This is a genomic window from Streptomyces sp. CA-288835 (assembly GCF_050936385.1).
Taxonomy (GTDB): domain Bacteria; phylum Actinomycetota; class Actinomycetes; order Streptomycetales; family Streptomycetaceae; genus Streptomyces.
Map to the genome: position 1 here is coordinate 2,430,979 of NZ_JBNJMW010000001.1, position 22,931 is coordinate 2,453,909.

At 69.5% G+C, this 22,931-nt stretch carries 19 protein-coding genes and 1 pseudogene; 10 read left to right on the forward strand and 10 right to left on the reverse strand.

The window, feature by feature from the left end; translation table 11 throughout:
* Window positions 1-18 precede the first annotated feature (18 nt).
* The gene (locus tag ACQEVY_RS10965) at window positions 19-1,032 is read left to right on the forward strand and encodes a DUF4349 domain-containing protein (RefSeq protein WP_432947293.1); all 1,014 of its coding nucleotides are present in this window, start codon (window positions 19-21) and stop codon (window positions 1,030-1,032) included.
* Window positions 1,033-1,077: 45 nt separating this feature from the next.
* Entirely contained in the window at window positions 1,078-2,466 is a 1,389-nt protein-coding gene (locus ACQEVY_RS10970; RefSeq protein ID WP_432947295.1) for an FAD-dependent oxidoreductase, read from the forward strand.
* A 257-nt stretch (window positions 2,467-2,723) separates the two neighbouring features.
* Here the strand turns inward: ACQEVY_RS10970 and ACQEVY_RS10975 are convergent, their stop codons facing one another.
* The gene (locus ACQEVY_RS10975; protein WP_328768016.1) at window positions 2,724-3,056 is read right to left on the reverse strand and encodes a hypothetical protein; all 333 of its coding nucleotides are present in this window, start codon (window positions 3,054-3,056) and stop codon (window positions 2,724-2,726) included.
* A gap of 113 nt (window positions 3,057-3,169) precedes the next feature.
* Here ACQEVY_RS10975 and ACQEVY_RS10980 point away from each other — a divergent pair, with 113 nt between their 5' ends.
* Window positions 3,170-4,003: a rhomboid family intramembrane serine protease gene (locus ACQEVY_RS10980; protein WP_432947297.1), complete on the forward strand. Its 834-nt coding sequence runs from the start codon at window positions 3,170-3,172 to the stop codon at window positions 4,001-4,003.
* Here ACQEVY_RS10980 and hemE read toward each other — a convergent pair.
* Entirely contained in the window at window positions 4,000-5,064 is a 1,065-nt protein-coding gene (hemE, locus tag ACQEVY_RS10985) for a uroporphyrinogen decarboxylase (protein WP_432947299.1), read from the reverse strand. The two genes, ACQEVY_RS10980 and hemE, sit on opposite strands and share 4 nt — an antisense overlap.
* A gap of 343 nt (window positions 5,065-5,407) precedes the next feature.
* On the opposite strand from hemE, the gene ACQEVY_RS10990 reads away from it, so the two are divergent.
* Together ACQEVY_RS10990 and ACQEVY_RS10995 are read left to right on the forward strand one after the other, a co-directional pair.
* Window positions 5,408-6,076: a DUF3000 domain-containing protein gene (locus tag ACQEVY_RS10990; RefSeq protein WP_432947301.1), complete on the forward strand. Its 669-nt coding sequence runs from the start codon at window positions 5,408-5,410 to the stop codon at window positions 6,074-6,076.
* Between the two features lie 366 nt (window positions 6,077-6,442).
* Window positions 6,443-7,108, forward strand: a complete 666-nt coding sequence (locus ACQEVY_RS10995) for a response regulator transcription factor (protein WP_328768020.1) — start codon at window positions 6,443-6,445, stop codon at window positions 7,106-7,108.
* Between the two features lie 93 nt (window positions 7,109-7,201).
* Here the strand turns inward: ACQEVY_RS10995 and ACQEVY_RS11000 are convergent, their stop codons facing one another.
* Window positions 7,202-8,221, reverse strand: coding sequence for an aldo/keto reductase (locus tag ACQEVY_RS11000; protein ID WP_432947303.1), 1,020 nt, complete (start codon window positions 8,219-8,221; stop codon window positions 7,202-7,204).
* 126 nt (window positions 8,222-8,347) lie between these two features.
* Between ACQEVY_RS11000 and ACQEVY_RS11005 the strand changes: the two genes are divergently transcribed.
* Complete coding sequence (locus ACQEVY_RS11005) at window positions 8,348-9,028, forward strand: TetR/AcrR family transcriptional regulator (RefSeq protein ID WP_432947305.1); 681 nt, start codon at window positions 8,348-8,350, stop codon at window positions 9,026-9,028.
* Window positions 9,025-10,320, forward strand: a complete 1,296-nt coding sequence (locus ACQEVY_RS11010; RefSeq protein WP_432947307.1) for an HRDC domain-containing protein — start codon at window positions 9,025-9,027, stop codon at window positions 10,318-10,320. The genes ACQEVY_RS11005 and ACQEVY_RS11010 overlap by 4 nt, the downstream gene beginning before the upstream one ends.
* Here the strand turns inward: ACQEVY_RS11010 and ACQEVY_RS11015 are convergent.
* Window positions 10,316-10,426, reverse strand: a pseudogene (locus ACQEVY_RS11015) (carbohydrate ABC transporter permease); the annotation flags it as partial. The gene ACQEVY_RS11010 and the pseudogene ACQEVY_RS11015 sit on opposite strands and share 5 nt — an antisense overlap.
* A 267-nt stretch (window positions 10,427-10,693) precedes the next feature.
* On the opposite strand from ACQEVY_RS11015, the gene ACQEVY_RS11020 reads away from it, so the two are divergent.
* Window positions 10,694-11,920, forward strand: a complete 1,227-nt coding sequence (locus tag ACQEVY_RS11020; protein ID WP_432947309.1) for a thiolase family protein — start codon at window positions 10,694-10,696, stop codon at window positions 11,918-11,920.
* Window positions 11,917-14,043 carry a 3-hydroxyacyl-CoA dehydrogenase NAD-binding domain-containing protein gene (locus ACQEVY_RS11025; protein ID WP_432947311.1) on the forward strand — a complete coding sequence of 709 codons (2,127 nt, stop codon included), beginning with the start codon at window positions 11,917-11,919 and terminating at the stop codon, window positions 14,041-14,043. Before ACQEVY_RS11020 ends, ACQEVY_RS11025 begins: the two co-directional genes overlap by 4 nt.
* 88 nt (window positions 14,044-14,131) lie before the next feature.
* Here the strand turns inward: ACQEVY_RS11025 and ACQEVY_RS11030 are convergent, their stop codons facing one another.
* On the reverse strand, window positions 14,132-15,169 hold the full coding sequence (locus tag ACQEVY_RS11030) for a hypothetical protein (RefSeq protein ID WP_432955167.1): 1,038 nt from the start codon (window positions 15,167-15,169) through the stop codon (window positions 14,132-14,134).
* A 69-nt stretch (window positions 15,170-15,238) separates the two neighbouring features.
* Here ACQEVY_RS11030 and ACQEVY_RS11035 point away from each other — a divergent pair, with 69 nt between their 5' ends.
* Window positions 15,239-15,613, forward strand: coding sequence for an NTP pyrophosphohydrolase (locus tag ACQEVY_RS11035; RefSeq protein WP_432947313.1), 375 nt, complete (start codon window positions 15,239-15,241; stop codon window positions 15,611-15,613).
* A 7-nt stretch (window positions 15,614-15,620) separates the two neighbouring features.
* Here the strand turns inward: ACQEVY_RS11035 and ACQEVY_RS11040 are convergent, their stop codons facing one another.
* From ACQEVY_RS11040 to ACQEVY_RS11060, 5 genes are all read right to left on the reverse strand, one after another.
* Window positions 15,621-17,150, reverse strand: a complete 1,530-nt coding sequence (locus ACQEVY_RS11040) for an amino acid permease (protein ID WP_432947315.1) — start codon at window positions 17,148-17,150, stop codon at window positions 15,621-15,623.
* 289 nt (window positions 17,151-17,439) lie between these two features.
* The gene (gene dxs, locus ACQEVY_RS11045) at window positions 17,440-19,368 is read right to left on the reverse strand and encodes a 1-deoxy-D-xylulose-5-phosphate synthase (protein ID WP_432947317.1); all 1,929 of its coding nucleotides are present in this window, start codon (window positions 19,366-19,368) and stop codon (window positions 17,440-17,442) included.
* Window positions 19,369-19,488: 120 nt separating this feature from the next.
* Window positions 19,489-20,790: a sugar ABC transporter permease gene (locus tag ACQEVY_RS11050; protein ID WP_432947319.1), complete on the reverse strand. Its 1,302-nt coding sequence runs from the start codon at window positions 20,788-20,790 to the stop codon at window positions 19,489-19,491.
* Window positions 20,787-21,578, reverse strand: coding sequence for an ATP-binding cassette domain-containing protein (locus tag ACQEVY_RS11055; protein ID WP_165339604.1), 792 nt, complete (start codon window positions 21,576-21,578; stop codon window positions 20,787-20,789). Before ACQEVY_RS11055 ends, ACQEVY_RS11050 begins: the two co-directional genes overlap by 4 nt.
* A 127-nt stretch (window positions 21,579-21,705) precedes the next feature.
* Window positions 21,706-22,809: a sugar ABC transporter substrate-binding protein gene (locus ACQEVY_RS11060; RefSeq protein ID WP_432955169.1), complete on the reverse strand. Its 1,104-nt coding sequence runs from the start codon at window positions 22,807-22,809 to the stop codon at window positions 21,706-21,708.
* Window positions 22,810-22,931: the final 122 nt, after the last annotated feature.

The following is a 22,931-nucleotide window of genomic DNA, read 5'->3' on the forward strand; positions in this document are numbered from 1 at the left end:
CATCGGGGGTACGCCGACATGCAGACACGCAGCACCACGCCCAGGCAGCGAACGTCCGGGCTCCGATCCGTACGATCCCCACGGCCTCTCCACGCCCTCGCGGCACTGCTGCTGGCCGCCGCCGTAGCGCTCGCGGGATGCACCGGAGCGGACGAAGCCGGCACCACCTCGGATAGCGGCGCTAAAGCCGCGGCCGGGTCCGAGCAGGGCGCGGGCGACAGTCAGCAGGACAGCGGTGGCAAGGGCCGGCAGGCCACCGCGCCGCCCAAGCTGAGCGCCGCCCACATCATCCGTACCGCGTCGCTGACCGTGCAGGTCAAGGACGTACCCAAGGCGCTCGCCGAGGCCCGTACCGCCGTGGAGAACGCGGGCGGTGTCGTCGGCCAGGAGACAACCGACCGCGACTCCAAGGGCCGCGAGCGCTCGCGCGTCGTCCTCCGCGTGCCCACGGACCGCTACGAGGAGGTGCTCGACGACCTGGAGGGCTCCGGAAAACTGATCGACCGGACGGCGAAAGCGGAGGACGTCACGGACCAAGTCGTCGACGTGGAGAGCCGCATCAAGACGCAGCGCGCCAGCGTGATCCGGATCCGTGAGCTGATGGACCAGGCGACCAAGCTCAGCGATGTGGTCACGCTGGAAGGCGAGTTGAGCACCCGTCAGGCCGACCTGGAGTCCCTGCTGGCCCAGCAGGCATCCCTGAAGGACCGTACGAGCCTGGCCACGATCACCCTGTCACTGTCCGAGACCCCGGTGAAGGCGGCGGAGGACGAGGACCCGGGGCTCGCGGACGCGCTCGCGGGTGGCTGGAACGCGTTCATCGAGACGTTCCGCTGGATCGCGATGGCCCTGGCCGCCGTACTCCCCTTCCTCGTGGGCGCGGCGCTGCTCCTGCTGCTGTGGACGCGTGTCCTGCGCCCCCGGCTGCCGCGCCGCCCGGCCACGGCGGGTGCGGGTGCGGGTACGGCGACCGCCGGCATGTCCCTGCCGGTCGCCCGGCCGGCGCCGGGAGCGGACGACAAGGACGACTGACGGTACTGGCAGGACTGAAATGCCAGTCCCCCGTAGCGTGTTCATATGGACATGAGCCGTACGAGAGAACGCCTGGTGGTCGTCGGAGGGGACGCGGCGGGCATGGCCGCCGCGTCCCAGGCACGCCGTATGAAGGGCCCCGACGAACTGGAGATCATCGCGTTCGAACGCGGCCACTTCAGCTCGTACTCCGCGTGCGGCATCCCGTACTGGGTGGGCGGCGACGTCACGGACCGGGACGAGCTGATCGCGCGCACCCCCGAGGAGCACCGGGAGCGCGGGATCGACCTCCGGATGCGTACGGAGGTGACGGCGCTGGATGTCGCGGGCGGCCGGGTCCGCGCCCGTGACCTGGAGTCCGGGGCCGAGGCGTGGACGTCGTACGACAAGCTCGTGATCGCGACGGGCGCCCGGCCGATCCGGCCGCCGCTGCCCGGGATCGATGCCCCGGGAGTGCACGGTGTGCAGACCCTGGACGACGGCCAGGTCCTGATCGACACGCTGGCCCGTACGTCCGGTCGGCGCGCGGTCGTGGTCGGCGCCGGCTACATCGGCGTGGAGATGGCCGAGGCGCTGGTGAACCGCGGCTACGAGGTGACGGTGGTCAACCGCGGCAAGGAGCCGATGTCCACGCTCGACCCCGACATGGGCCGGCTGGTGCACGAGGCCATGGAGGGCCTGGGCATCACGATGGTGAACGACGCCGAGGTCACCAAGATCCTCACCGGCGAGGACGGCCGGGTCCGCGCGGTGGCCACGGAGGACGCCGAGTACCCGGCGGACGTGGTGGTCCTCGGCATCGGCGTACGTCCGGAGACGACGCTGGCGCAGGCGGCGGGGCTGCCGCTGGGCGACCACGGAGGGCTGCTGACGGACCAGGCCATGCGCGTACGCGGCTACGAGAACATCTGGGCCGGCGGCGACTGCGTGGAGGTCCTGGACCTGGTCTCCGGCCGCGAACGGCACATCGCACTGGGCACGCACGCCAACAAACACGGCCAGGTCATCGGCGCGAACGCCGGCGGCGGCTACGCCACGTTCCCCGGCGTGGTCGGCACGGCGGTCAGCAAGGTCTGCGACCTGGAGATAGCCCGCACCGGCCTCCGCGAAAAGGACGCACGCAGAGCAGGCCTCCAGTACGAGAAGGTCACCATCGAGTCCACCAGCCGCTCCGGCTACTACCCCGGCGCAGCCCCGATGACGGTGAAGATGCTCGCCGAACGCCGCACCGGCCGCCTACTAGGCGTCCAGATAGTGGGCCGCGAGGGCGCAGGCAAACGAGTGGATATCGCAGCGGTAGCCCTGACAGCAGGCATGACGGTAGAGCAAGTGACGTCCCTGGACCTGGGCTACGCGCCTCCGTTCTCCCCGGTGTGGGACCCGGTACAGGTGGCGGCCCGCAAGGCGGTAGGAGCAGTATTCGGCCGAGGGTAACCGTCTATCCGGGGGCCCACTGGAGGCGCCCCTTCAGGGGCGCGGGGAACTGCGCGACCAGCCACATCGCACCCGCAGCCTGGATGCAACCAAAACCACAACGAACCCCCTGCTCAACCCGCGGAGCGACACGCGCGCATGGCCCTCCGCGCCGGCCACGCGCGCGCGTGCTCACGGCCCAGGGCGCCGGAGACGCCTGGGGACGTCAGGGCCCGGAGCCCTGGAGCCTCAAAGGACCCCGGAGCCCTGACGACGTCTCAGGCACCCTGAGCCGCTCCAGGAGTGGTTCCGTTGATCTTCTCTATGGCCTGCCGAGCCTGCTCGCCGGGCGACCGCGGCAACGACGAGACCGGCGACACCTGCGGCGGCTGCGGCGCCGCCTGGGGCCGGGCGTGCGTGCCGGGCTGACGGCTGCGCAGCCGGTGGCTGGCCGCCTCGTCGAGGGTCACGGGACGCTGCATGCTCGCGGCAAGCCGACCGGCTTCCTGCCCGAGCGCGGCCACGTCCTCCCACGACAGTCTGAGGACGAGGGCTACTTCCGCCTCGCCGTCCGGCGTGGCGGTCATAGTCGGAGTGACTCGGTCGTTCATTGACCTTTTCCTCACGTGTTGCTGGGATCACGGCGGTTGCCGAAACATACGCAGACACCCGCGCTCCCGTTCACACCCGTTCAGAAGGGCCCGCTCGCGGGCAGGAGTTCCTTGTGGTCATCCCCGTCCATGATGTGAACCCGGCCCGCCGCACACCGGTCGTGACGTACGCGCTGATCGGCGCCAACATCCTTGTCTTCCTGGCCACGCCGGGTGTGGCCGCCTCGCTCGTCGGCGAGAGCAGCCTCGCGCAGCTCTGCCAACTGCAGGCGTTCCTGGACCAGTGGGCGGCGGTGCCGCGCGAGATGATCCACGACCGGACGCCGACCGTCGTACCCACCGGCGACGTGGGCGTGGGCCCGCAGGGGCCGGGCTGTGTGGTGGGCCCGCCCGACTACGACAAGTCGCCCCCGCTGTCGGTGCTCACCGCGATGTTCCTGCACGGCAGTTGGCTGCACCTGCTCGGCAACATGCTCTTCCTGCTGATCTTCGGCAACAACATCGAAGACCGCCTCGGCCACATCCGCTACCTGCTGTTCTACGTGGCATGCGGCTACGCGGCGGCGTACGCCTTCGCCTACGTCAACGCCACCTCCGGCGACCCGCTGATCGGCGCGTCCGGCGCGATCGCCGGCGTCCTGGGCGCGTACCTGGTCCTCTATCCGAAGGCCCGCGTCTGGGTCCTCGTACCGTTCCTGATCTTCCTGCCGCTACGACTGCCCGCCTGGCTGGTACTGGGCTTCTGGTTCGTCCTCCAGGCGGTGTACTCGTCCGGTGCCGGCGTCACCGAGGCCGGCACCGTCGCATACGTCGCCCATGTCGTCGGCTTCGTGGCAGGCATGCTCCTCGCCTGGCCCCTGCGCCCAGGCACCCCACCGCCACCGGAGCCGCGCGGCCTGCTGTGGGGCAGGCAGGCGCGGCCGCGGCAGACCTGGAGACCTCGTTAGCGGGCGGTGTGCGTGTGGACGTACTCCGTGAGTCGGGTCAGCGCGTCCGGGTCCGTGCTGGGCAGGACGCCGTGGCCGAGGTTGAAGATGTGGCCCTCCAGGCCCGCGGCGGCGTCGAGGATCTCCTGCGTCTTCGTCTCGACGGCCTCGGTGGTGGAGAAGAGGACCGCAGGGTCGAGGTTGCCCTGGAGCGCCTTGCCAGGGCCAACGCGGCGCGCGGCCTCGTCGAGCGGTACGCGCCAGTCGACGCCGACGACATCCGCGCCCGCCTCACCCAAGAGACCCAGCAACTCGCCGGTGCCGACGCCGAAGTGGATGCGCGGAACCCCGTACGACTTCACTGCCTCGAAGACCTTCGTGGAGGCGGGCATGACGGAGCGCCGGTAGTCGGCCGGTGCCAGGGCGCCTACCCATGAGTCGAAGAGCTGCACGGCCGAGGCGCCCGCCTCGATCTGCACCTTCAGGAAGGCGGCCGTGATCTCCGCGAGCCGGTCGAGCAGTTCGGCCCACAGCTGCGGGTCGCCGTACATGAGCGCCTTGGTGTGCTCGTGGTTGCGGGACGGGCCGCCCTCCACGAGGTAACTGGCGAGCGTGAAGGGCGCGCCGGCAAAACCGATGAGCGGGGTCTCGCCGAGCTCGGCGGTGAGCAGCCCGATGGCCTCGGTGACGTACGCGACATCCTCGGGCGTCAGATCCCGCAACTGCGCGAGATCGGCGCGGGACCGGATCGGCTTCTCGACGACCGGCCCGACCCCCGGCTTGATGTCGAGATCGACACCGATGGCCTTGAGCGGTACGACGATGTCGCTGAAGTAGATGGCCGCGTCCACGTTGTGCCGCCGCACCGGCTGCAACGTGATCTCCGCAACCAGCTCGGGCCGCATACACGACTCGAGCATGGGAATCCCCGCACGCACCTTCCGATACTCGGGCAACGACCGCCCGGCCTGCCGCATGAACCACACCGGCGTATGCGGCACGCTCTCGCGCCGGCACGCCTTCATGAAGGCGGATTCGTACGTGGCTGTCGGCTGGCCCACAGGGCGCTCATTGGAACTCACGCCGAAAGTCTCGCACGCCGCACGGAGAAGGAACCTCGGGGGCAGCGGGCCCCGTCAGGGACGCGGGGTTATGTCAATGTGCGGCTCTCTGCGCGGGGCGCGCAAGCGCCCCTTTAGGGGCGCGGGGAACTGCGCGACAAGCCACAACCAACCCGCAGCCGCCAAAGAACGGAACAACCCCCGACGATCCGCCCACGGCGACACTCAGTCACAGCACAAACACAACGAAACGGCACCGTTCCTGCCCAACCGCCGGAGGCAAACGGCACCGTTCCCGCCCAACCGCCGGAGGCAAGGGTGTCTCTCCCTGCACAAAGGCGCCGTTCCCCTTAATCTTCCCCGCATGGCTGCGGCTCAAGGACGACTCTCGGACGACGCTGGCGGGGAAGCCAGAAACGACGAGGCACTGCGAACGGGAGCGGACGCGACTCCGCTGGCCTTCCGCACAGCCGTCGACGCACTCGGCACGGCCCGCCTGCGGCCGGAGATCGAGATCGACCCGACCAAGCCGCCGCAGCGCCTCGCCCCGTTCGCATACGCACTGGAGGCCGCGGTCGTCGACGGCGACGAGGACCTGGCGGACGGCCGCCTCATCCTCCTCCACGACCCCGCCGGACACGAGGCCTGGCAGGGATCGTTCCGCCTGGTCACGCTCGTACGCGCGGAACTGGAACCGGAGATCGCCGCCGACCCGCTCTTCCCCGACGTCTGCTGGTCCTGGCTGACCGGCGCTCTCCAGGCCCGCGGCCTGTCGTACGGCGAACCCGGCGGCACCGTCACCCGCGCGAGCTCTCACTACTTCGGCGGCCTCTCGGAACGCCGGCCCGCCTCCCAGATCGAGATCCGCGCTTCCTGGACTCCGCGCGAGGGCCTCGGCGGCGTCCCGGACACGGCTTCCCACCTCGCCGCCTGGTGCGACCTGTTGTCGCAGATCGCGGGCCTGCCCCCGGCCACCCCGGGCGACCCCTCGGTCGTAACCCTCCCTCAGCGCCGCGGCCCCCAGCCCCGCTGAGCCCAGCCCCGCACTCCCCTTCCCCCCTTGCTCGCCTCCCCATGCTCACCCCCCTCACCCCCTCCTGATCAACCACTTCTGATCAGCCCCTTCACGTTTGCCACCCACCCCTCACCCACCCGCACCAATCGCTTTGTCGATACGACCACTTTCAGCCGCGTAACGAAGCGGAGTGGACTCGTTCGGTCTTCGAGTGATCGACCATCCGTCCGAATTGCACGGATTGTTACTCACCAAATCGTGATCTTTCTCTAAAGGCTGACGGGTTTAGTGCCGAAGACCTCTGTGACCTTGAAAGCACGGTTCCCCCCGGTTCCCTCCCCCCGAGCCGGCCCCGTCCCACACCCCCCACCCCCAGGAGGCCTGGTGTCCGTTCTCCTCGAGCAGCCCGCAAGCCTGGTCGCCTACCGCCCGAACAAGCCCACCGCGATGGTGGTCGTGGCCGATCAGCGCGTGCGCTCCACCGTCACCCGCCATCTGTGGGCCCTCGGAGTGCGCGATGTGATCGAGGCTTCGTCCGTCGCGGAGGCTCGTCCCCGCATCGGCAACCCCCGGGACATCTGCGTCGCCGAAGTCCATCTGCCGGATGGTTCCGGCCTCACCCTCCTCTCCGAAACCCGAGCCGCGGGCTGGCCCAACGGCCTCGCCCTCTCCGCCGCCGACGACATCAGCGCCGTACGCAACGCCCTGGCCGGTGGCGTGAAGGGATACGTCGTCACCGGCACGCGTACGAACATCGGCCTCCCCACCCGCCCCGGCGTCGCCCCCATCGGTTCGGCCGCCGCCGCCCGTATGCACCGCCGCCCCCCGGGCGCCCCGGGCCACCCGGGCGGCTACCGCGAACTGTCCGGCCGCGAGGTCGAGGTGCTCCGGCTGGTGGCGGAGGGCCAGTCGAACAAGGCCATCGGCGTCTCGATGGGCCTGTCCGCCCTGACCGTCAAGAGCCACCTCGCCCGCATCGCCCGCAAGCTCGGCACGGGCGACCGCGCCGGCATGGTGGCGGTGGCCCTGCGCACCGGCATCATCCACTGACCTGATTGCTTTACACATCCCAGGCGCCCGTCGACGGAACGTTCCGTCGACGGGCGTTCCGCATGCCCCCGACGACGCCCCCTGGAGCCTCGGTCAGCGGCGTCGCAATGACGGGTCGAGCAGCGCGGGCGGAGTGTCGTACTTCTCGTGCGGAGCCAGGTCGGTGCCGGGGGCGACGACGGCGTCGATCGCGTCGAGTACGTCGGCGGAGAGCACGGTGTCCGCGGCGGCGAGCTGTGAGTGCAGGTGGTCGAGTGTGCGGGGGCCGATGAGTGCGCTGGTCACGGCCGGGTGCGCGGTCACGAAACCGAGGGCGAGCTGGATCATGGTCAGGCCGGCCTCGTCGGCGACCTTGGCCAGCTGCTCGACGGCGTCGAGCCTGGCCCGGTTGGCGGGGATGGCGGTGTCGAAGCGCTGCGGCATGAACGTCGAGCGGCTGGTGGTGATGTCGCGGCCCTCGCGGATCGCGCCCGACAGCCAGCCCGAGGCCAGCGGGCTCCATACCAGTACACCGAGCCCGTACTCCTCGGTCACGGGCAGTACGTGGGTCTCGATGCCGCGCTGCAGGATCGAGTAGCTGGGCTGTTCGGTGACGTAACGGCTCAGGTGGTGTTCGCGGGCGGCCCACTGCGCCTGCACGATGCTATGGGCGGGGAAGGTCGAGGAGCCGAAGTAGCGGATCTTTCCCGCGCGTTGCAGGTCGGTCAGGGCCGACAGGGTCTCCTCGTCGCTGGTGCTCGGGTCCCAGCGGTGGATCTGATAGAGGTCGACGTGGTCGACGCCGAGACGGCGCAGGCTGTCGTCCAGCGCGGTGACCAGCCAGCGGCGCGAGCTGCCCCGGTGGTTGCGCTCGTCGCCCATCGGCATGCTCGCCTTCGTGGCGAGCACGATGTCGTCGCGGCGGCCGGCGATGGCCTTGCCGACCATCTCCTCCGACTCGCCGTCGCTGTACATGTCGGCGGTGTCGATGAGGTTGATCCCGCCCTCGAGGGCGGCGTCGACGAGGGCGGTGGCCTCGTCCTGGGTGGTGCGCCCTATCTTGCCGAAGTTCATCGCGCCGAGCGCGAGGGAGCTGACCTGCACACCGGTGCGGCCCAAGGTGCGGTACTGCATGACCTGTTCCTCCGTTGCTAACATCACGACCAAACGGAACCTCGTTCCGGAACGACGATACGGAACATTGTTCCGCTTAGCAAGCACGGCAGGCTCAGCAAGCACGGCAGTAGAAGGAGCGGCGCGGTGAACGACAGCGACGAGGGCTCGGAGCACGCGGCCCAGTCCGAAGCCCAGCCCAGGCGGAAAGACGCCCGGCGCAACAAGGAGGCCCTGCTCGACGCGGCCGCCTCCGTCTTCGTCAGGTCAGGCGTGGAGGCGCCCGTACGCGACATCGCGGCCAAGGCCGGCGTCGGCCTCGGCACGATCTACCGCCACTTCCCGACGCGGGCGGATCTGATCATCGCCGTCTACCGGCACCAGGTCGACGCCTGCGCCGAGGCCGGTCCGGCCCTGCTGGCGACCAGCGCGTCTCCGCATGCCGCATTGGCCCAGTGGATCAACCAGTTCGTCGACTTCCTGGTCACCAAGCACGGACTCGCCGCCGTGCTGCAGTCGGACAACACCGGATTCGAGGCGCTGCACGCCTACTTCCTCGACCGCCTCGTGCCCGTCTGCACCGCGCTGCTCGAAGCAGCGGCCGAAGCCGGCGAGATCCGGTCCGACCTGGAGGCTTACGAGCTGATGCGCGGCGTCGGGAACCTCTGCATCGGCGCGGACAGCGACCCCGACTACGACGCACGCCGGCTGGTCGAGCTGCTCATCGCGGGCCTGCGCCACGCGGAGACCGATTCTGGCCGGTCAGACCCCGCGTCGAGCGGCAGTACGGGTCAGACGGTGGGGCGTACAGATACCCTTGACATGTGACCGACGCCCAAGAGACCGCAGCAGACACATCACTGCGAACCACCGGAGGCGCCCCTCCGGACGACGGCGGATCCTCTGAAGCAGAGGTGCCCATTCCGTTGTTGGAGCCCCGGGACGGGATTCCGCCCGTGATCGCCGACGAGGCGTCGCTCGCCGAGGTGATCGCCGCGTTCGCCGCGGGCAGCGGGCCCGTCGCCGTGGACGCCGAGCGTGCTTCCGGTTACCGGTACGGCCAGCGGGCGTACCTCGTGCAGTTGCGCCGCGAGGGTGCGGGCAGCGCGCTCATCGACCCCGTCGCGTGTCCCGATCTGTCGGGGCTCGGCGAGGCGCTGGGCGGTGTGGAGTGGGTGCTGCACGCTGCCACGCAGGATCTGCCGTGTCTGCGCGAAATAGGTATGGTCCCCAGCCGCCTGTTCGACACCGAGCTGGCCGGTCGGCTTGCCGGGTTCCCGCGCGTCGGGCTGGGCGCGATGGTCGAGGGCGTCCTGGGCTTCGTACTCGAAAAGGGGCACTCCGCGGTCGACTGGTCGACACGGCCGCTGCCCGAGCCGTGGCTGCGTTATGCCGCGCTCGATGTGGAGTTGCTCGTGGACCTCAGGGACGCGCTGGAGAAGGAGCTCGACCGGCAGGGCAAGCTGGAGTGGGCCCGGCAGGAGTTCGACGCGATCGCCTCGGCGCCCGCGCCCGAGCCGCGCAAAGATCCCTGGCGGCGTACGTCCGGAATGCACAAGGTGCGCCGGCGGCGGCAGATGGCGGTCGTACGGGAGTTGTGGCAGGCCAGGGACAAGGTCGCGCGGCGCCGCGACATCTCGCCGGGCAAGGTGCTCGGCGACGCGGCGATCATCGAGGCCGCCCTCTCCCTGCCGGCCAACGTGCAGGCGCTCGCCGCGCTGAACGGCTTCGGGCACCGTATGGGCAGGCGTCAGCTGGAGCAGTGGCAGTCCGCCGTGGACCGTGCGAAGGCGCTGCCGGACCACGAACTGCCGCAGCCGGGGCAGCCGGTGACCGGTCCTCCGCCGCCGCGCGCCTGGGCCGAGAAGGACCCGGTGGCGGCGGCCCGGCTGGTCGCCGCGCGGGCGGCGGTGTCGGCGCTGGCGGAGACCCTGACCATGCCTCAGGAAAACCTGATCACCCCGGACACCGTGCGCCGGGTGTGCTGGGAGCCGCCTGCCGAAGTGAACGCCGAGTCCGTCGCGGCCGCGCTCGCCGGGTACGGGGCGCGGCCGTGGCAGGTCGAGCAGGTGACGCCGGTGCTGCTGCCGGCGCTCGCTTCGTCGCCCCCCGGGGAATGACGAGGACCGCACCGGCCGAGTTGTTCCCCCGATGCGCTCCGAACGGTCCCTTGAAGCGGAACAGCGACGTCGAGATCACGCCAAGCTCTTCGGACGGCAAGTACACCGCGGGGGTCCACAGCGCCGCCGGGTCGCTCCTGACGGGGCGCCCCGCGGCGGAGCCGCAAATCGACACAGCCCCGCGTCCCTGAAGGGGCGCACGCGCCCCAAAACGGGCGCCAGTCACCCCCACGCGGCAAAGTGACCATGTGACCTTCGCCGCTCCCGTGCCTTGGACTGGGCAGCGCGGTTACCCGTAAGTAGCATGGGTGCTGAGCGCGCGCTCAGCCGTGCGTGCCGGCAGCGCCTATCCCGCATCTGGAGGAGAGCCATCGTGCCTCGTACCGTCAGGGACGTCGTCTTCGTCGACGGCGTCCGTACCCCGTTCGGCAAGGCGGGCCCGAAGGGCATCTACCACGAGACCCGCGCCGACGACCTCGTCGTGAAGGCGATCCGGGAGCTGCTGCGCCGCAACCCGGGTCTCGACCCGAAGAAGGTCGACGAGGTCGCCATCGCCGCCACCACGCAGATCGGCGACCAGGGCCTGACCATCGGCCGCACGGCCGGCATCCTGGCCGGGCTGCCGCAGTCGGTGCCCGGTTACTCGATCGACCGCATGTGTGCCGGTGCGCTGACCGCCGTCACCACGACCGCGGGCTCCATCGCCTTCGGCGCCTACGACGCCGTCATCGCCGGTGGTGTCGAGCACATGGGCCGCCACCCGATGGGCGAGGGCGTGGACCCGAACCCGCGGTTCGTGAGCGAGAAGCTGGTCGACGAGTCCGCCCTGTTCATGGGCATGACCGCGGAGAACCTGCACGACCGCTACCCGCACATCACCAAGCAGCGCGCCGACGAGTACGCGGTCCGCTCGCAGGAGAAGGCGGCGAAGGCCTACGCGAACGGCAAGATCCAGGCCGACCTGGTGCCGATCTCCGTACGCCGTACCAATGAGGAGGCGGGTGAGACGGGCTGGGGTCTGGTCACCGCCGACGAGCCGATGCGGCCGGGGACCACGCTGGAGAACCTGGCGGGCCTCAAGACGCCGTTCCGTGTGCACGGTCGGGTCACCGCCGGTAACGCGGCCGGTCTGAACGACGGCGCCACCGCCTCGATCATCGCCTCCGAGGACTTCGCCCGCGAGAACAACCTCCCGGTCAAGATGCGCCTCGTCTCGTACGCCTTCGCGGGCGTCGAGCCCGAGGTGATGGGCTACGGCCCGATCCCGGCGACCGAGAAGGCCCTCGCCAAGGCGGGCCTGTCGATCGAGGACATCAACCTCTTCGAGATCAACGAGGCGTTCGCCGTCCAGGTCCTGGCCTTCCTGGACCACTACGGCATCGCGGACGACGACGCGCGCGTCAACCAGTACGGCGGCGCCATCGCGTACGGCCACCCGCTGGCCTCCTCCGGCGTCCGCCTGATGACGCAGCTGGCCCGCCAGTTCGAGGAGCAGCCGGAGGTCCGTTACGGCCTCACCACCATGTGCGTCGGCTTCGGCATGGGCGCCACGGTCATCTGGGAGAACCCGCACCACAAGGACGCCGGAGGCGACAAGTGAGCACCGCTGAACTCCTCAAGGGCGCGGCCGAGCTGTTCCCCGACGAGGTCGTGACCCAGGCGCACGTACGCCACTTCGACCTGCCCTTCGGCGCGGGGCGCTTCGCGCTCATCACCCTTGACAACGGCCTGGACCACACCAAGCCGACCACCTTCGGACCGCAGTCGCTGGCGAACCTCGACGCTGCCATCGACCAGGTCGAGCGGGAGGCCGCGGCCGGCGAGATCGTCGGTGTCGGCATCACCGGCAAGCCGTTCATCTTCGCGGTCGGCGCGGACCTCAAGGGCGTAGAGCTGCTCAAGAAGCACGAGGACGCGCTGGCCATCGGCAAGGGCGGCCACGAGGTCTTCAAGCGCCTGGCCGCGCTGGCGGTGCCGACCTTCGCGTACTACAACGGTGCGGCGATGGGCGGCGGCGTCGAGGTCGGCCTGCACTGCAAGTACCGCACGGTGTCGAACGCGATTCCGGCGTTCTCGCTGCCCGAGGTCTTTCTCGGCCTGGTCCCCGGCTGGGGCGGCTGCACCCTGCTGCCGAACCTCATCGGCGCGGACAAGGCCGTCTCGGTGATCATCGAGAACTCGCTCAACCAGAACAAGCAGCTCAAGGGCCAGCAGGTCTACGACCTCGGCATCGCGGACGCGATCTTCGAGGGAGCGGACTTCCTGGAGCAGTCGCTGCTGTGGACGGCCTCCGTCCTCAAGGGCGAGATCGTCGTGGACCGCCCGGTGATCGACCGCGGTGAGGCCTGGGACCAGGCCGTCGCCAAGGGCCGCTTCATCGCGGACAGCAAGGTGCACGGTGCGGCTCCGGCCGCGTACCGCGCGCTGGACATCATCGCCGCGGCCAAGAACGGCGACCTCCAGCAGGGTTACGACGCCGAGGACGTGGCCCTCGCCGACCTGATCATGGGTGGCGAACTGCGCGCCGGTATCTACGCGTTCAACCTGGTCCAGAAGCGCGGCAAGCGTCCCGCCGGCGCCCCGGACAAGAACCTGGCGCGTCCGGTCACCAAGGTGGGCGTGGTCGGCGCAGGCCTCATGGCCTCGCAGCTCGCGCTGCTGTTCCTGCGCCGCCTGGAGGTGCCGGTCGTGCTGACCGACATCGACCAGGAGCGCATCGACAAGGGCGTGAAGTACGTCCACGACGAGATCGACAAGCTGCTCCTCAAGGGCCGTATCAACCAGGACAAGGCCAACCGGCTGAAGGCCCTGGTCACCGGTGTGCTGGACAAGGCCGAGGGCTTCGCGGACGCGGACTTCGTCATCGAGGCCGTCTTCGAGGAGATCGGCGTCAAGCAGCAGGTGTTCGCGGAGGTCGAGGCGGTCGCCCCGGCGCACGCGATCTTCGCCACGAACACCTCGTCGCTGTCGGTGTCCGAGATGGCGTCGAAGCTCAAGAACCCCGAGCGGGTCGTGGGCTTCCACTTCTTCAACCCGGTCGCCGTCCTTCCGCTCCTGGAGATCGTGCGCGGCGAGCAGACGGACGACGCCTCGCTGGCCACGGCGTTCTCCGTCGCCAAGAAGCTGAAGAAGACGGCGGTTCTGGTGAAGGACGCCCCGGCGTTCGTCGTGAACCGCATCCTCACCCGCTTCATGGGCGAGATCCAGAACGTCATCGACGAGGGCACCCCGGTCGAGGTCGCCGAGAAGGCCGTCGAGCCGCTCGGTCTGCCGATGTCGCCGCTGGTCCTCCTTGAGCTGGTCGGCCCGGCGATCGGCCTGCATGTCTCCGAGACGCTCAACAAGGCGTTCCCGGACCGCTTCACGGTCTCCCCGAACCTCAAGTCGGTCGTCGAGGCGGGCAAGCGCGGCTTCTACGTGTACGACTCCGGGAAGCCGGAGCTGGACCCGGAGGTCGCCGCGCTGCTGAAGCAGGGCGACACCGTCCTGACGGAGGACCAGGTGCGCGCACGCGTCCTGGACGCGGTGGCCCAGGAGATCGGCATCATGCTCGACGAGGGCGTCGTCGCCGAGGCCCAGGACATCGACCTGTGCCTGATCACGGGCGCCGGCTGGCCCTTCCACCTGGGCGGGATCACTCCGTACCTGGACCGCGAGGGTGTCTCGGAGCGCGTTAACGGGAAGAAGTTCCTGGAGCCTGGTGTGGCCAGCGTTCCCGCGTAAGGCCCGGACAAAGCCCCGTACGGGCTCGTACGACACTGATGCCCGGCCCACCAACTGGTGGGCCGGGCATCGGCGTTACTGCGCGCACTTACTGGGGAACGATGGGCCGCCACGCCTCCAGCGCCAGCCCCGGCTCTGCCTTCCGGCGGGTCATCAGGAGCTCTCCGCCGACCCCCTTGGCAGGCTGGAGCGTCGCTGCCACGAGGTGGCCGTCGCGGTCCTTGCTCAGCGATACCTGGGTGTCCGGGGGCAGTTGAGGGCCCGACTCCGTCCACCAGGCGCCCGCGGACTCCTGCTCGGTGGGGTAGGCGGCGAAGGCGACTCGGCCGCTTCTGGAGCGCTGGGCGAGGAGGGTGCAGTCGACGTCGTCGAGGGTGAAGCGTATGGCGGAGACCGGGCCGGGGCCTGCGCAAGGGAGGAGCGGGACGGGCTCGGTGCCGGGGCGCCAGGCGCACAGGGTGTCCGACTCGTCCGTGAAGAAGACGGTCACGTGTTCCTCGGAGGTGGCTAGGGCCCGCAGTGTGCCGGGGCGGGCCGCCGCCTTCAGGGGCTCTCCGTCGAGCGCGGGTATGTGGCCGGAGCCTGCCTGCGTCCAGCGCAGGATCCCTTCCGGCGAGGTGGCGTACAGCTCGACACGGCCCGACAGCCTTGTCACGGCGGCCAGTTCGCCCTCGACCTCACGGCCCTTCAGGTCGCGCCACGGTCCCCAGCCGCCGCGCTCCTTCTGGCCTCGCATGCTCACGCCGCCCCCGGCGTTGGGCACGAAGACATGGGCGCGGCCCTCCGCGTCGACCGCGACGGCCGGAACGCCGGTCTGCGCCCCCGCCTTGTTGGGGTGCCCGAGCCGGTTCCAGTCGAGCGCGGCGAGATGCGGGCGGAAGTGCGTAGTGTGGACGAGCCCCGCCTCCTGCGGGCCCGTGGGACGCCAGGCCACCAAGTGGGCGTAACCGTCGGTTCCCTGACCCACGGCGAGCACGGGATGCAGACGCTGGTCGCCGCCCACCGTACGGGGCGCGATCCACGAACCGCCCGGGGTTCGCTGGGCCCAGCACCACACCGCCTCGTCCCGCGGAGCGTAAGCGCTGAGCCGGCCGTCCCGGCCGCGTATGAGCCAGGAACCGTTCACTGTACGGACCATCGACACTCCCCCACTCTAGTCGGGCCGACCAGGGCAGCTCCGTGCGACCCTGGCCTCATGAGCGCCCCTCTCCTCATGATCGTCGACGCCGCGAATGTGGTGGGCTCGGTTCCGGACGGCTGGTGGCGGGATCGCCGCGGGGCGGCCGAGCGGCTACGGGACTCGCTGGTGCCGTACGCCGATGAAGGGCTGCCCGCCTTCCCGGGTCCCCTGGAGGTGGTGCTTGTGGTCGAGGGTGCCGCCCGCGGGGTGTCGTCCGTTGCGGGCGTACGGGTCGACTCGGCGCCCGGCAGCGGCGACGACCGCATCGTGGAGCTGGCCGCCGAGACCGCGGGGCGCCGCTGTCTGGTGGTCACGGCCGACCGCGAACTGCGGGACAGGGTGGGCGCGTTGGGGGCGGAGGTCACCGGGCCGCGAACCGTCCGCCCCTGACCCGCACCTACGGAGTCTCGCCGTTCGTCGGCGGCGGCTTGAGGACGTCGTCGACCGTGGTCTCCCTGTGCTTGCCGAGGAGGCTGTGCGTGCGGCCGTACGCGAAGTAGACGAGGAAACCGGCCGCCATCCAGATGCCGAACCGCACCCACGTCTCGGCGGGCAGGTTCAGCATCAGCCACAGCGAGGCGCACACCGACAGGATCGGGATGACCGGCACCCATGGGGTGCGGAAGGCCCGGTGCAGGTCGGGGCGCGTCTTACGGAGGATGAGCACGCCGATCGCGACGACCACGAACGCGAAGAGCGTGCCGATGTTGACCAGCGCGGCGAGTTCGTTCAGCGGGGTGAAGCCCGCGAGGACCGCGATGACCACGCCAAGCAGGATCGTCGGCCGGTGCGGGGTCTTGAAGCGGGGGTGGACGCGCGAGAAGAAGCGCGGCAGCAGTCCGTCCCGGCTCATCGCGAAGAAGACTCGGGTCTGGCCCAGGAGAAGGATCATGCAGACCGTCGTCAGGCCGACCGCGGCGCCGAAGCTGATGAAGCCCGCGTACCAGGGGTGCCCGGTGGCCTTGAAGGCGTCGGCGAGCGGGGCGTCGACGGACAGTTCGCTGTAGTGCTGCATGCCGGTCACGACGATCGACACGGCGACATACAGGGCCGTACAGATGAAGAGGGAGCCGAGGATGCCGCGTGGCATGTCGCGCTGCGGGTTCTTGGTCTCCTCGGCGGCCGTGGCGACGACGTCGAAGCCGATGAAGGCGAAGAAGACGACGGAGGCGGCGGTGAAGATGCCCATCACACCGAAGTTGGAGGGGGCCCAGCCGAAGATCAGCTGGATCAGTGGGGCTTCGAGGCTCTCACCCGGCGGCACGTCCTGCGCCTTCGGGATGAACGGGTCGTAGTTGTCGCCCTTGATGAAGAAGGCACCCGCGATGATCACGACGAGGACGACCGTCACCTTGATGGCGACGACGAGCGAGGTGATCCGCGCGGACAGCTTCATGCCGAGGACGAGAATGGCCGTGAGCACCAGGACGAGGGCGGCCGCGAGGATGTCGAAGCCGAAGCCGTCGGCGCCCTCTCTGCTGCCCAGCGCCGCGGGCATCTCCCAGCCCGCGTTGCCCATGAGCGACTGGACGTAGCCGGACCAGCCGACGGCGACCACCGCCGTGCCCAGCGCGAACTCCAGGACCAGGTCCCAGCCGATGATCCAGGCGGGCAGTTCGCCCAGGGAGGCGTACGAGAAGGTGTAGGCGGAGCCCGCCACCGGGACGGTGGAGGCGAACTCGGCGTAACAGAGCGCGGCGAGCGCGCAGACGACGCCGGCCGCGGCGAAGGCGAGGGCGACGGAGGGGCCGGCGTTGTTCTTGGCCACCGTGCCGGTGAGGACGAAGATGCCGGTGCCGATGATGACGCCGACGCCGAAGACGGTCAGGTCCAGGGCTGACAGGGATTTCTTGAGCGCGTGCTCCGGCTCCTCGGTATCGAGGATGGATTGCTCGACCTTCTTGGTCCTGAAGAGGGGGCTGCTCACGGGTTTACCTCCCACGCTTGTCGATCTCGACATGATCGAGAGGGGGCGTGGAGCGTATGCCCGGGCGCAGGCGGTTTCACGCGAATGGGCCGGTTTCCCCACCGTAAAGGATGGGTGAAACCGGCCCATTCGCGTAGCCGCAGGGGCGCGCCGGTGTCGAGAGGCCGAGCGCGCGGAGGCCCGAAGGGGTGAGCACGGTCGGGCTCTCGACACCGGCTGGAGCGCCCCGGAGGCGAAGCAAAAAGTAACAGCGCCGTCGTCCGGCCTCTTCAAAGCCGACCTGTGACCGTCAGTCGCGGGCCGGTTCCGCCGAGTCGATGCGGGTCGTCGGGCGCTCGCTGGGACCGTCGAGCTTGGCGACCAGCCCTGTGACCTGGCGGGCGATGTCCGGGGCGGTCAGGCCGATCTCCGTCAGGACCTCCTTGCGGGAGGCGTGGTCGAGGAAGCGCGGCGGGATGCCGAAGTCGCGCAGCGGGAGGTCGACGCCCGCGTCGCGCAGGGCCTGCGCGATCGTCGAACCGACGCCGCCGACGCGGGAGTTGTCCTCGACGGTGACGACCACCCGGTGCTGCTCGGCGAGCGGGGCCATGGCCTCGTCGACGGGCTTGACCCAGCGCGGGTCGACGACGGTCGTGGAGATGCCCTGCTTGTCGAGCAGGTCGGCGATCTCCAGGCACATGGGCGCGAGCGCGCCGACGGAGACGAGCAGGACGTCGGGGGCGTCGGTGCCGGGCGTGCGCAGTACGTCCATGCCGCCGATACGGCCCACGGCGGGTACGGCGGGACCCACCGCGCCCTTGGAGAAGCGGACCACGGTCGGCGCGTCGTCGACGTCGACGGCCTCGCGGAGCTGGGCGCGGACCTGGTCGGCGTCGCGGGGCGCGGCGAGCCGGAGGCCGGGGACGACCTGGAGGATCGACATGTCCCACATGCCGTTGTGGGAGGCGCCGTCGGTGCCGGTGATGCCGGCCCGGTCCAGGACGAAGGTGACACCGCACTTGTGCAGGGCCACGTCCATCAGGACCTGGTCGAAGGCGCGGTTGAGGAAGGTCGCGTACACGGCGAAGACAGGGTGCAGGCCGCCGGTCGCCAGGCCCGCGGCGGAGACAGCGCCGTGCTGCTCGGCGATGCCGACGTCGTAGATGCGGTCCGGGAAGGTGTCCGCGAAGTTCTTCAGGCCGACCGGCTGCAGCATCGCCGCGGTGATCGCGACGATGTCCTCACGCTCCTTGCCGAGCTTGACCATCTCCTCGCCGAAGACCGAGGTCCAGTCGGCGCCCGAGGCCTTGATCGGCAGGCCCGTGTCGGGGTGGATGGGGCCGATGCCGTGGAAGCGGTCGGCCTCATCCTGGAGGGCGGGCTGGTAGCCGCGGCCCTTCTCGGTGAGGCAGTGCACGATGACCGGGCCGCCGAAGCGCTTGGCGCGGGCCAGCGCGGACTCCAGGGCCTCGATGTCATGGCCGTCGATGGGGCCGACGTACTTCAGGCCGAGGTCCTCGAACATGCCCTGCGGGGCGATGAAGTCCTTGAGGCCCTTCTTGGCGCCGTGCAGCGTGTCGAAGAGGGGCTTGCCGACGACCGGGGTGCGCTCCAGCAGATCCTTCCCCCGGGCCAGGAAGCGCTCGTAACCGTCCGTCGTGCGCAGGGTGGCGAGATGGTTCGCGAGGCCGCCGATGGTGGGGGCGTACGAGCGCTCGTTGTCGTTGACGACGATGACCAGCGGGCGGTCCTTGGCGTCGGCGATGTTGTTGAGCGCCTCCCAGGCCATGCCGCCGGTGAGGGCTCCGTCGCCGATGACCGCGACGACGTGATCGTCCTTATCCAGGACCTGGTTCGCCTTCGCGAGGCCGTCGGCCCAGCCGAGGACCGTGGAGGCGTGCGAGTTCTCGATGATGTCGTGCTCGGACTCGGCCTGCGAGGGGTAGCCGGACAGGCCGCCCTTCATCTTCAGCTTGGAGAAGTCCTGACGGCCCGTGAGCAGCTTGTGGACGTAGGACTGGTGGCCCGTGTCCCACAGCACCTTGTCCTTCGGGGAGTCGAAGACACGGTGCAGGGCGATGGTGAGCTCGACGACGCCGAGGTTGGGGCCGAGGTGGCCGCCGGTCTTGGAGACCGCGTCGACGAGGAAGGTCCGGATCTCCTCGGCCAGCTGGTCCAGCTGCTCCAGGCTGAGCCGGTCCAGATCGCGCGGTCCCGTGATACGGGTCAGCAGCGGCACCCGTGCCTCCTTGCTGTAGAGCTGTACTGGCTTTTGCCGGGCTCGTCGAGTGTAAATGTCGCCCATGCACAGGGAAGAGCCCGGCACCGCCGTTGGTGCCGGGCTCTTGCTTGGAGAGGACTACGCGCGACCCGCCGTCCGCTGCGTTTTGCGGGTGATCGAGTCGATCACGACCGTGGCCAGCAGGACGCTGCCCGTGATCATGTACTGGATCGGTGTGGCGATGCCCTCGAGGGCGAGCCCGTACTGGATCGAGGTGATCACCATGACACCGAGCAGCGCGTTCCACGTGCGGCCGCGACCGCCGAAGAGGCTGGTGCCGCCGATGACGGCCGCCGCGATGACGTTCATCAGCAGGTCACCGGCACCGGCGCTCTGGTTGGCCGCGGCGATCTTCGACGCCCAGAACAGACCGCCCACCGCCGCGAAGAAGCCCGCGATGGCGAACACGGAGATCCGTACCGCCGTGACGTTGATACCCGCACGCCGGGACGCCTCGACGCTGCCGCCGAGCGCGAAGATCTTGCGCCCGTAGCCCGTGCGGCGCAGCACGAAGTCGGTCGTCACCAGGACCACGAGGAACAGCAGCAGCGCCAGCGGCAGGCCCTTGTACTGGTTGAACATGACGGCCGCGGCGAACGCGACGACCGCCAGCAGGCCCGTACGCAGCAGGATGTCGACGAGCGGCCGGGACGGGACGCCCGCGGCTTCGCGACGGCGGCTGTCGAGGAACGACGAGACGAAGAAGACGGCGACCGCGATCGTGGCGAGCCCGTAGGCGGCCGCGATGTCGGAGAAGTAGTACGTCGTCAGCTTGCCGATCACACCGTCGCCGTCGAGGTTGATCGTGCCGTTCTCGCCCAGGAGCTGGAGCATGAAGCCGAGCCAGAACAGCAGGCCGGCCAGGGTGACCGCGAACGCCGGCGCTCCGATCCTCGCGAAGAAGAAGCCGTGAAGCGCGCCCGCGATCGCGCCGCCGCCGAGGGCCATGAGCACGGCCAGCCACTCGTTCATGCCGTGCGTGACGCTCAGCACGGCCGCGATGGCGCCCGCGACACCGCTGACGGAACCGACCGAGAGGTCGATCTCGCCGAGCAGCAGCACGAAGATGATGCCGACGGACATCATGCCGGTGGCGACCATCGCCACGGCGATGTTGTTGAGGTTCTCGGCGGACAGGAAGTTCGAGTTCAGGCTCTGGAAGATGATCGCGATGGCGATCAGGCCGATGACCACCGGGAGCGAGCCCAGGTCACCACCGCGGATCTTGCGCTTGAACTCGACGACGTAGCCGGCGAAGCCGCGCTCACGCACCAGCAGCCGCGGGTCGACGGCGACATCCGCGCCGGCGGCCGCCTCCGGGTTCTCGACCACTACGCCGGTGGTCTTCGGGGCGGTGTCCTGTGTCTTGTCGATACTCACTTCTGCACCCCTCCGTTGCCGCGCGCCGCGCGACGGGTCACGGCGTTGTCCGTGGCGCCCGTGATGGCGGAGATGATCTCCTCCTGCGAGGTCGACTTGACCTCGAACACGCCGTTGTTGCGGCCGAGGCGCAGTACGGCGACCTTGTCGGCGACGGCCTTCACATCGGCCATGTTGTGGCTGATGAGCAGCACCGCGTGGCCGCGCTCACGCAGCCGCTCCACCAGGTCGAGGACCTGCGCGGTCTGCTCGACACCGAGGGCGGCGGTGGGCTCGTCGAGGATGACCAGCTTGGGCTCGCCGAGCATGGAGCGGGCGATGGCCACGGTCTGCCGCTGGCCACCGGAGAGCGAGGCGATCGGGATGCGGACACTGGGGATGCGGATCGACAGCGTCTGCAGCAGTTCGCGGGAGCGGCGCTCCATCTCGACCTCGTCGAGCACGCCGCGCCTCTTGAGTTCGCGACCCAGATAGAGGTTGCCTACGACGTCGATGTTGTCGCACAGCGAGAGGTCTTGGTAGACGGTCGCGATGCCCAGGTTCTGGGCGTCGTGCGGCTTGTTGATCTGGACGGACCTGCCGTCCCACTCGATGACGCCCTCATCGATGGGGTGCACGCCGGCGATCGTCTTGACCAGCGTGGATTTTCCGGCGCCGTTGTCGCCGACCAGGGCGACCACCTCACCGGCGTGGACCTCGAGCTCTACGTCGGTGAGCGCCTGGACGGCACCGAACCGCTTGGAGACCCCGCGCAACGCCAGCACAGGCGTAGCGGACACGTAAACCATCTCCTTAGCCGCCTGACCCGGCGGAGAGGCAGTACTGAAGTTTTGGGAGCTGTTCCGTCCGGCGCCCCGCGCGAGCTTGCGGGGCTGTTGGTGGCGGGGCGCCGGAGGAGCTGTGCGGACCTACCTGCTACTTGACGCCGGCCTTGTCGCAGGCGGCCTTGAACTTGGCCGTGCAGATCTCGTCGACCGTGTAGATGCCGTCCTTGATGACCGTGTCGTTGATGTTGTCCTTGGTCAGCGAGATGACCGGGACGAGGACCGACGGGACGCCCTTGGTGGTCGGGCTGTCGACCTCGGTCTTGGCGATGGAGTCGAGCTTCTCGCCCTTGGCGAGGGCGACGGCCATCTCCGCGGCGACGTCCGCCTCCTGCGGGTAGGGCTTGTACACGCTCATGTACTGCTCGCCCGCGACGATGCGCTGCACACCGGCGAGCTCGGCGTCCTGGCCGGTGACCGGCGGCAGCGGGTTGACACCGGCGGCCTTCAGGGCGGTGATGATGCCGCCCGCCATGCCGTCGTTGGCGGAGTAGACGCCGGCGATGTTGTTCTTGCCGATCGAGGAGAGCGCGCCCTCCATGTTGGCGTTGGCGTTCTCCGCCTTCCACTCCTTGGTGTCGTACGACTTGGCGATGTCGACCTTGCCCTCGAGCTGGGAGAGCGCGCCCTTCTTGAAGAAGGCGGCGTTCGGGTCGGTGATCGCGCCGTTCATCATGACGATCTTGGCGGAGGGTGTGGCCTTGTCGCCCAGGGCCTCCAGGAGCGCCTTGCCCTGGACACGGCCGACCTCTTCGTTGTCGAACGAGACGTAGCCGTCGATCGGGCCCTCGGCGAGACGGTCGTACGCGACGACCGGGATACCGGCTTCCTTGGCCTTCTTCACCGAGTTGGCGATGGCCTTGGAGTCCACGGCGTCCACGATCAGCACGTCCACCTTGTTGGTGACCATCGTGTCGGCCTGCTGGTTCTGGGTCGTGGCGTCCTGCTTGGCGTTGGCGTAGACGACCTCGCCCTTGTTGTTCGTGAGCTCCTTGACCTTCTTCTCGATCAGGGGCTTGTCGAACTTCTCGTAACGCGCGGTCTGGTTCTCCGGAAGGAGCAGACCGACCTTGATCGCGTCGCCCTTGGCGGCGCCGGTCTCTTCCTTGTCACCGCCGGCTTCCTCGGCGCTGCCACAGGCAGCCAGCGAGATGGCCATCGCACCTGCGGCAACGGCAACAGCGGCGCGACGCATACGCGTATTCACTTTCAGATACCTCCCTGACGAGGCCGCGACGATGCGGCCGAGGTGGCTGGCAGTCAACTCGGCCATTAGTGCGACGTCAAGAAGTAAATCCTTAACGAGATGGCAACGGT

Bases quoted from the DNA above. Each gene is read 5' to 3' on its own strand.
- ACQEVY_RS10975 (WP_328768016.1), bottom strand. From the start codon at position 3,056: ATGAACGACCGAGTCACTCCGACTATGACCGCCACGCCGGACGGCGAG.
- ACQEVY_RS11060 (WP_432955169.1), bottom strand. From the start codon at position 22,809: ATGCGTCGCGCCGCTGTTGCCGTTGCCGCAGGTGCGATGGCCATCTCG.
- ACQEVY_RS11035 (WP_432947313.1), top strand. From the start codon at position 15,239: ATGAGCGCCCCTCTCCTCATGATCGTCGACGCCGCGAATGTGGTGGGC.
- ACQEVY_RS10965 (WP_432947293.1), top strand. From the start codon at position 19: ATGCAGACACGCAGCACCACGCCCAGGCAGCGAACGTCCGGGCTCCGA.
- ACQEVY_RS11000 (WP_432947303.1), bottom strand. From the start codon at position 8,221: ATGCAGTACCGCACCTTGGGCCGCACCGGTGTGCAGGTCAGCTCCCTC.
- ACQEVY_RS11055 (WP_165339604.1), bottom strand. From the start codon at position 21,578: ATGGTTTACGTGTCCGCTACGCCTGTGCTGGCGTTGCGCGGGGTCTCC.
- ACQEVY_RS10970 (WP_432947295.1), top strand. From the start codon at position 1,078: ATGGACATGAGCCGTACGAGAGAACGCCTGGTGGTCGTCGGAGGGGAC.
- ACQEVY_RS10990 (WP_432947301.1), top strand. From the start codon at position 5,408: ATGGCTGCGGCTCAAGGACGACTCTCGGACGACGCTGGCGGGGAAGCC.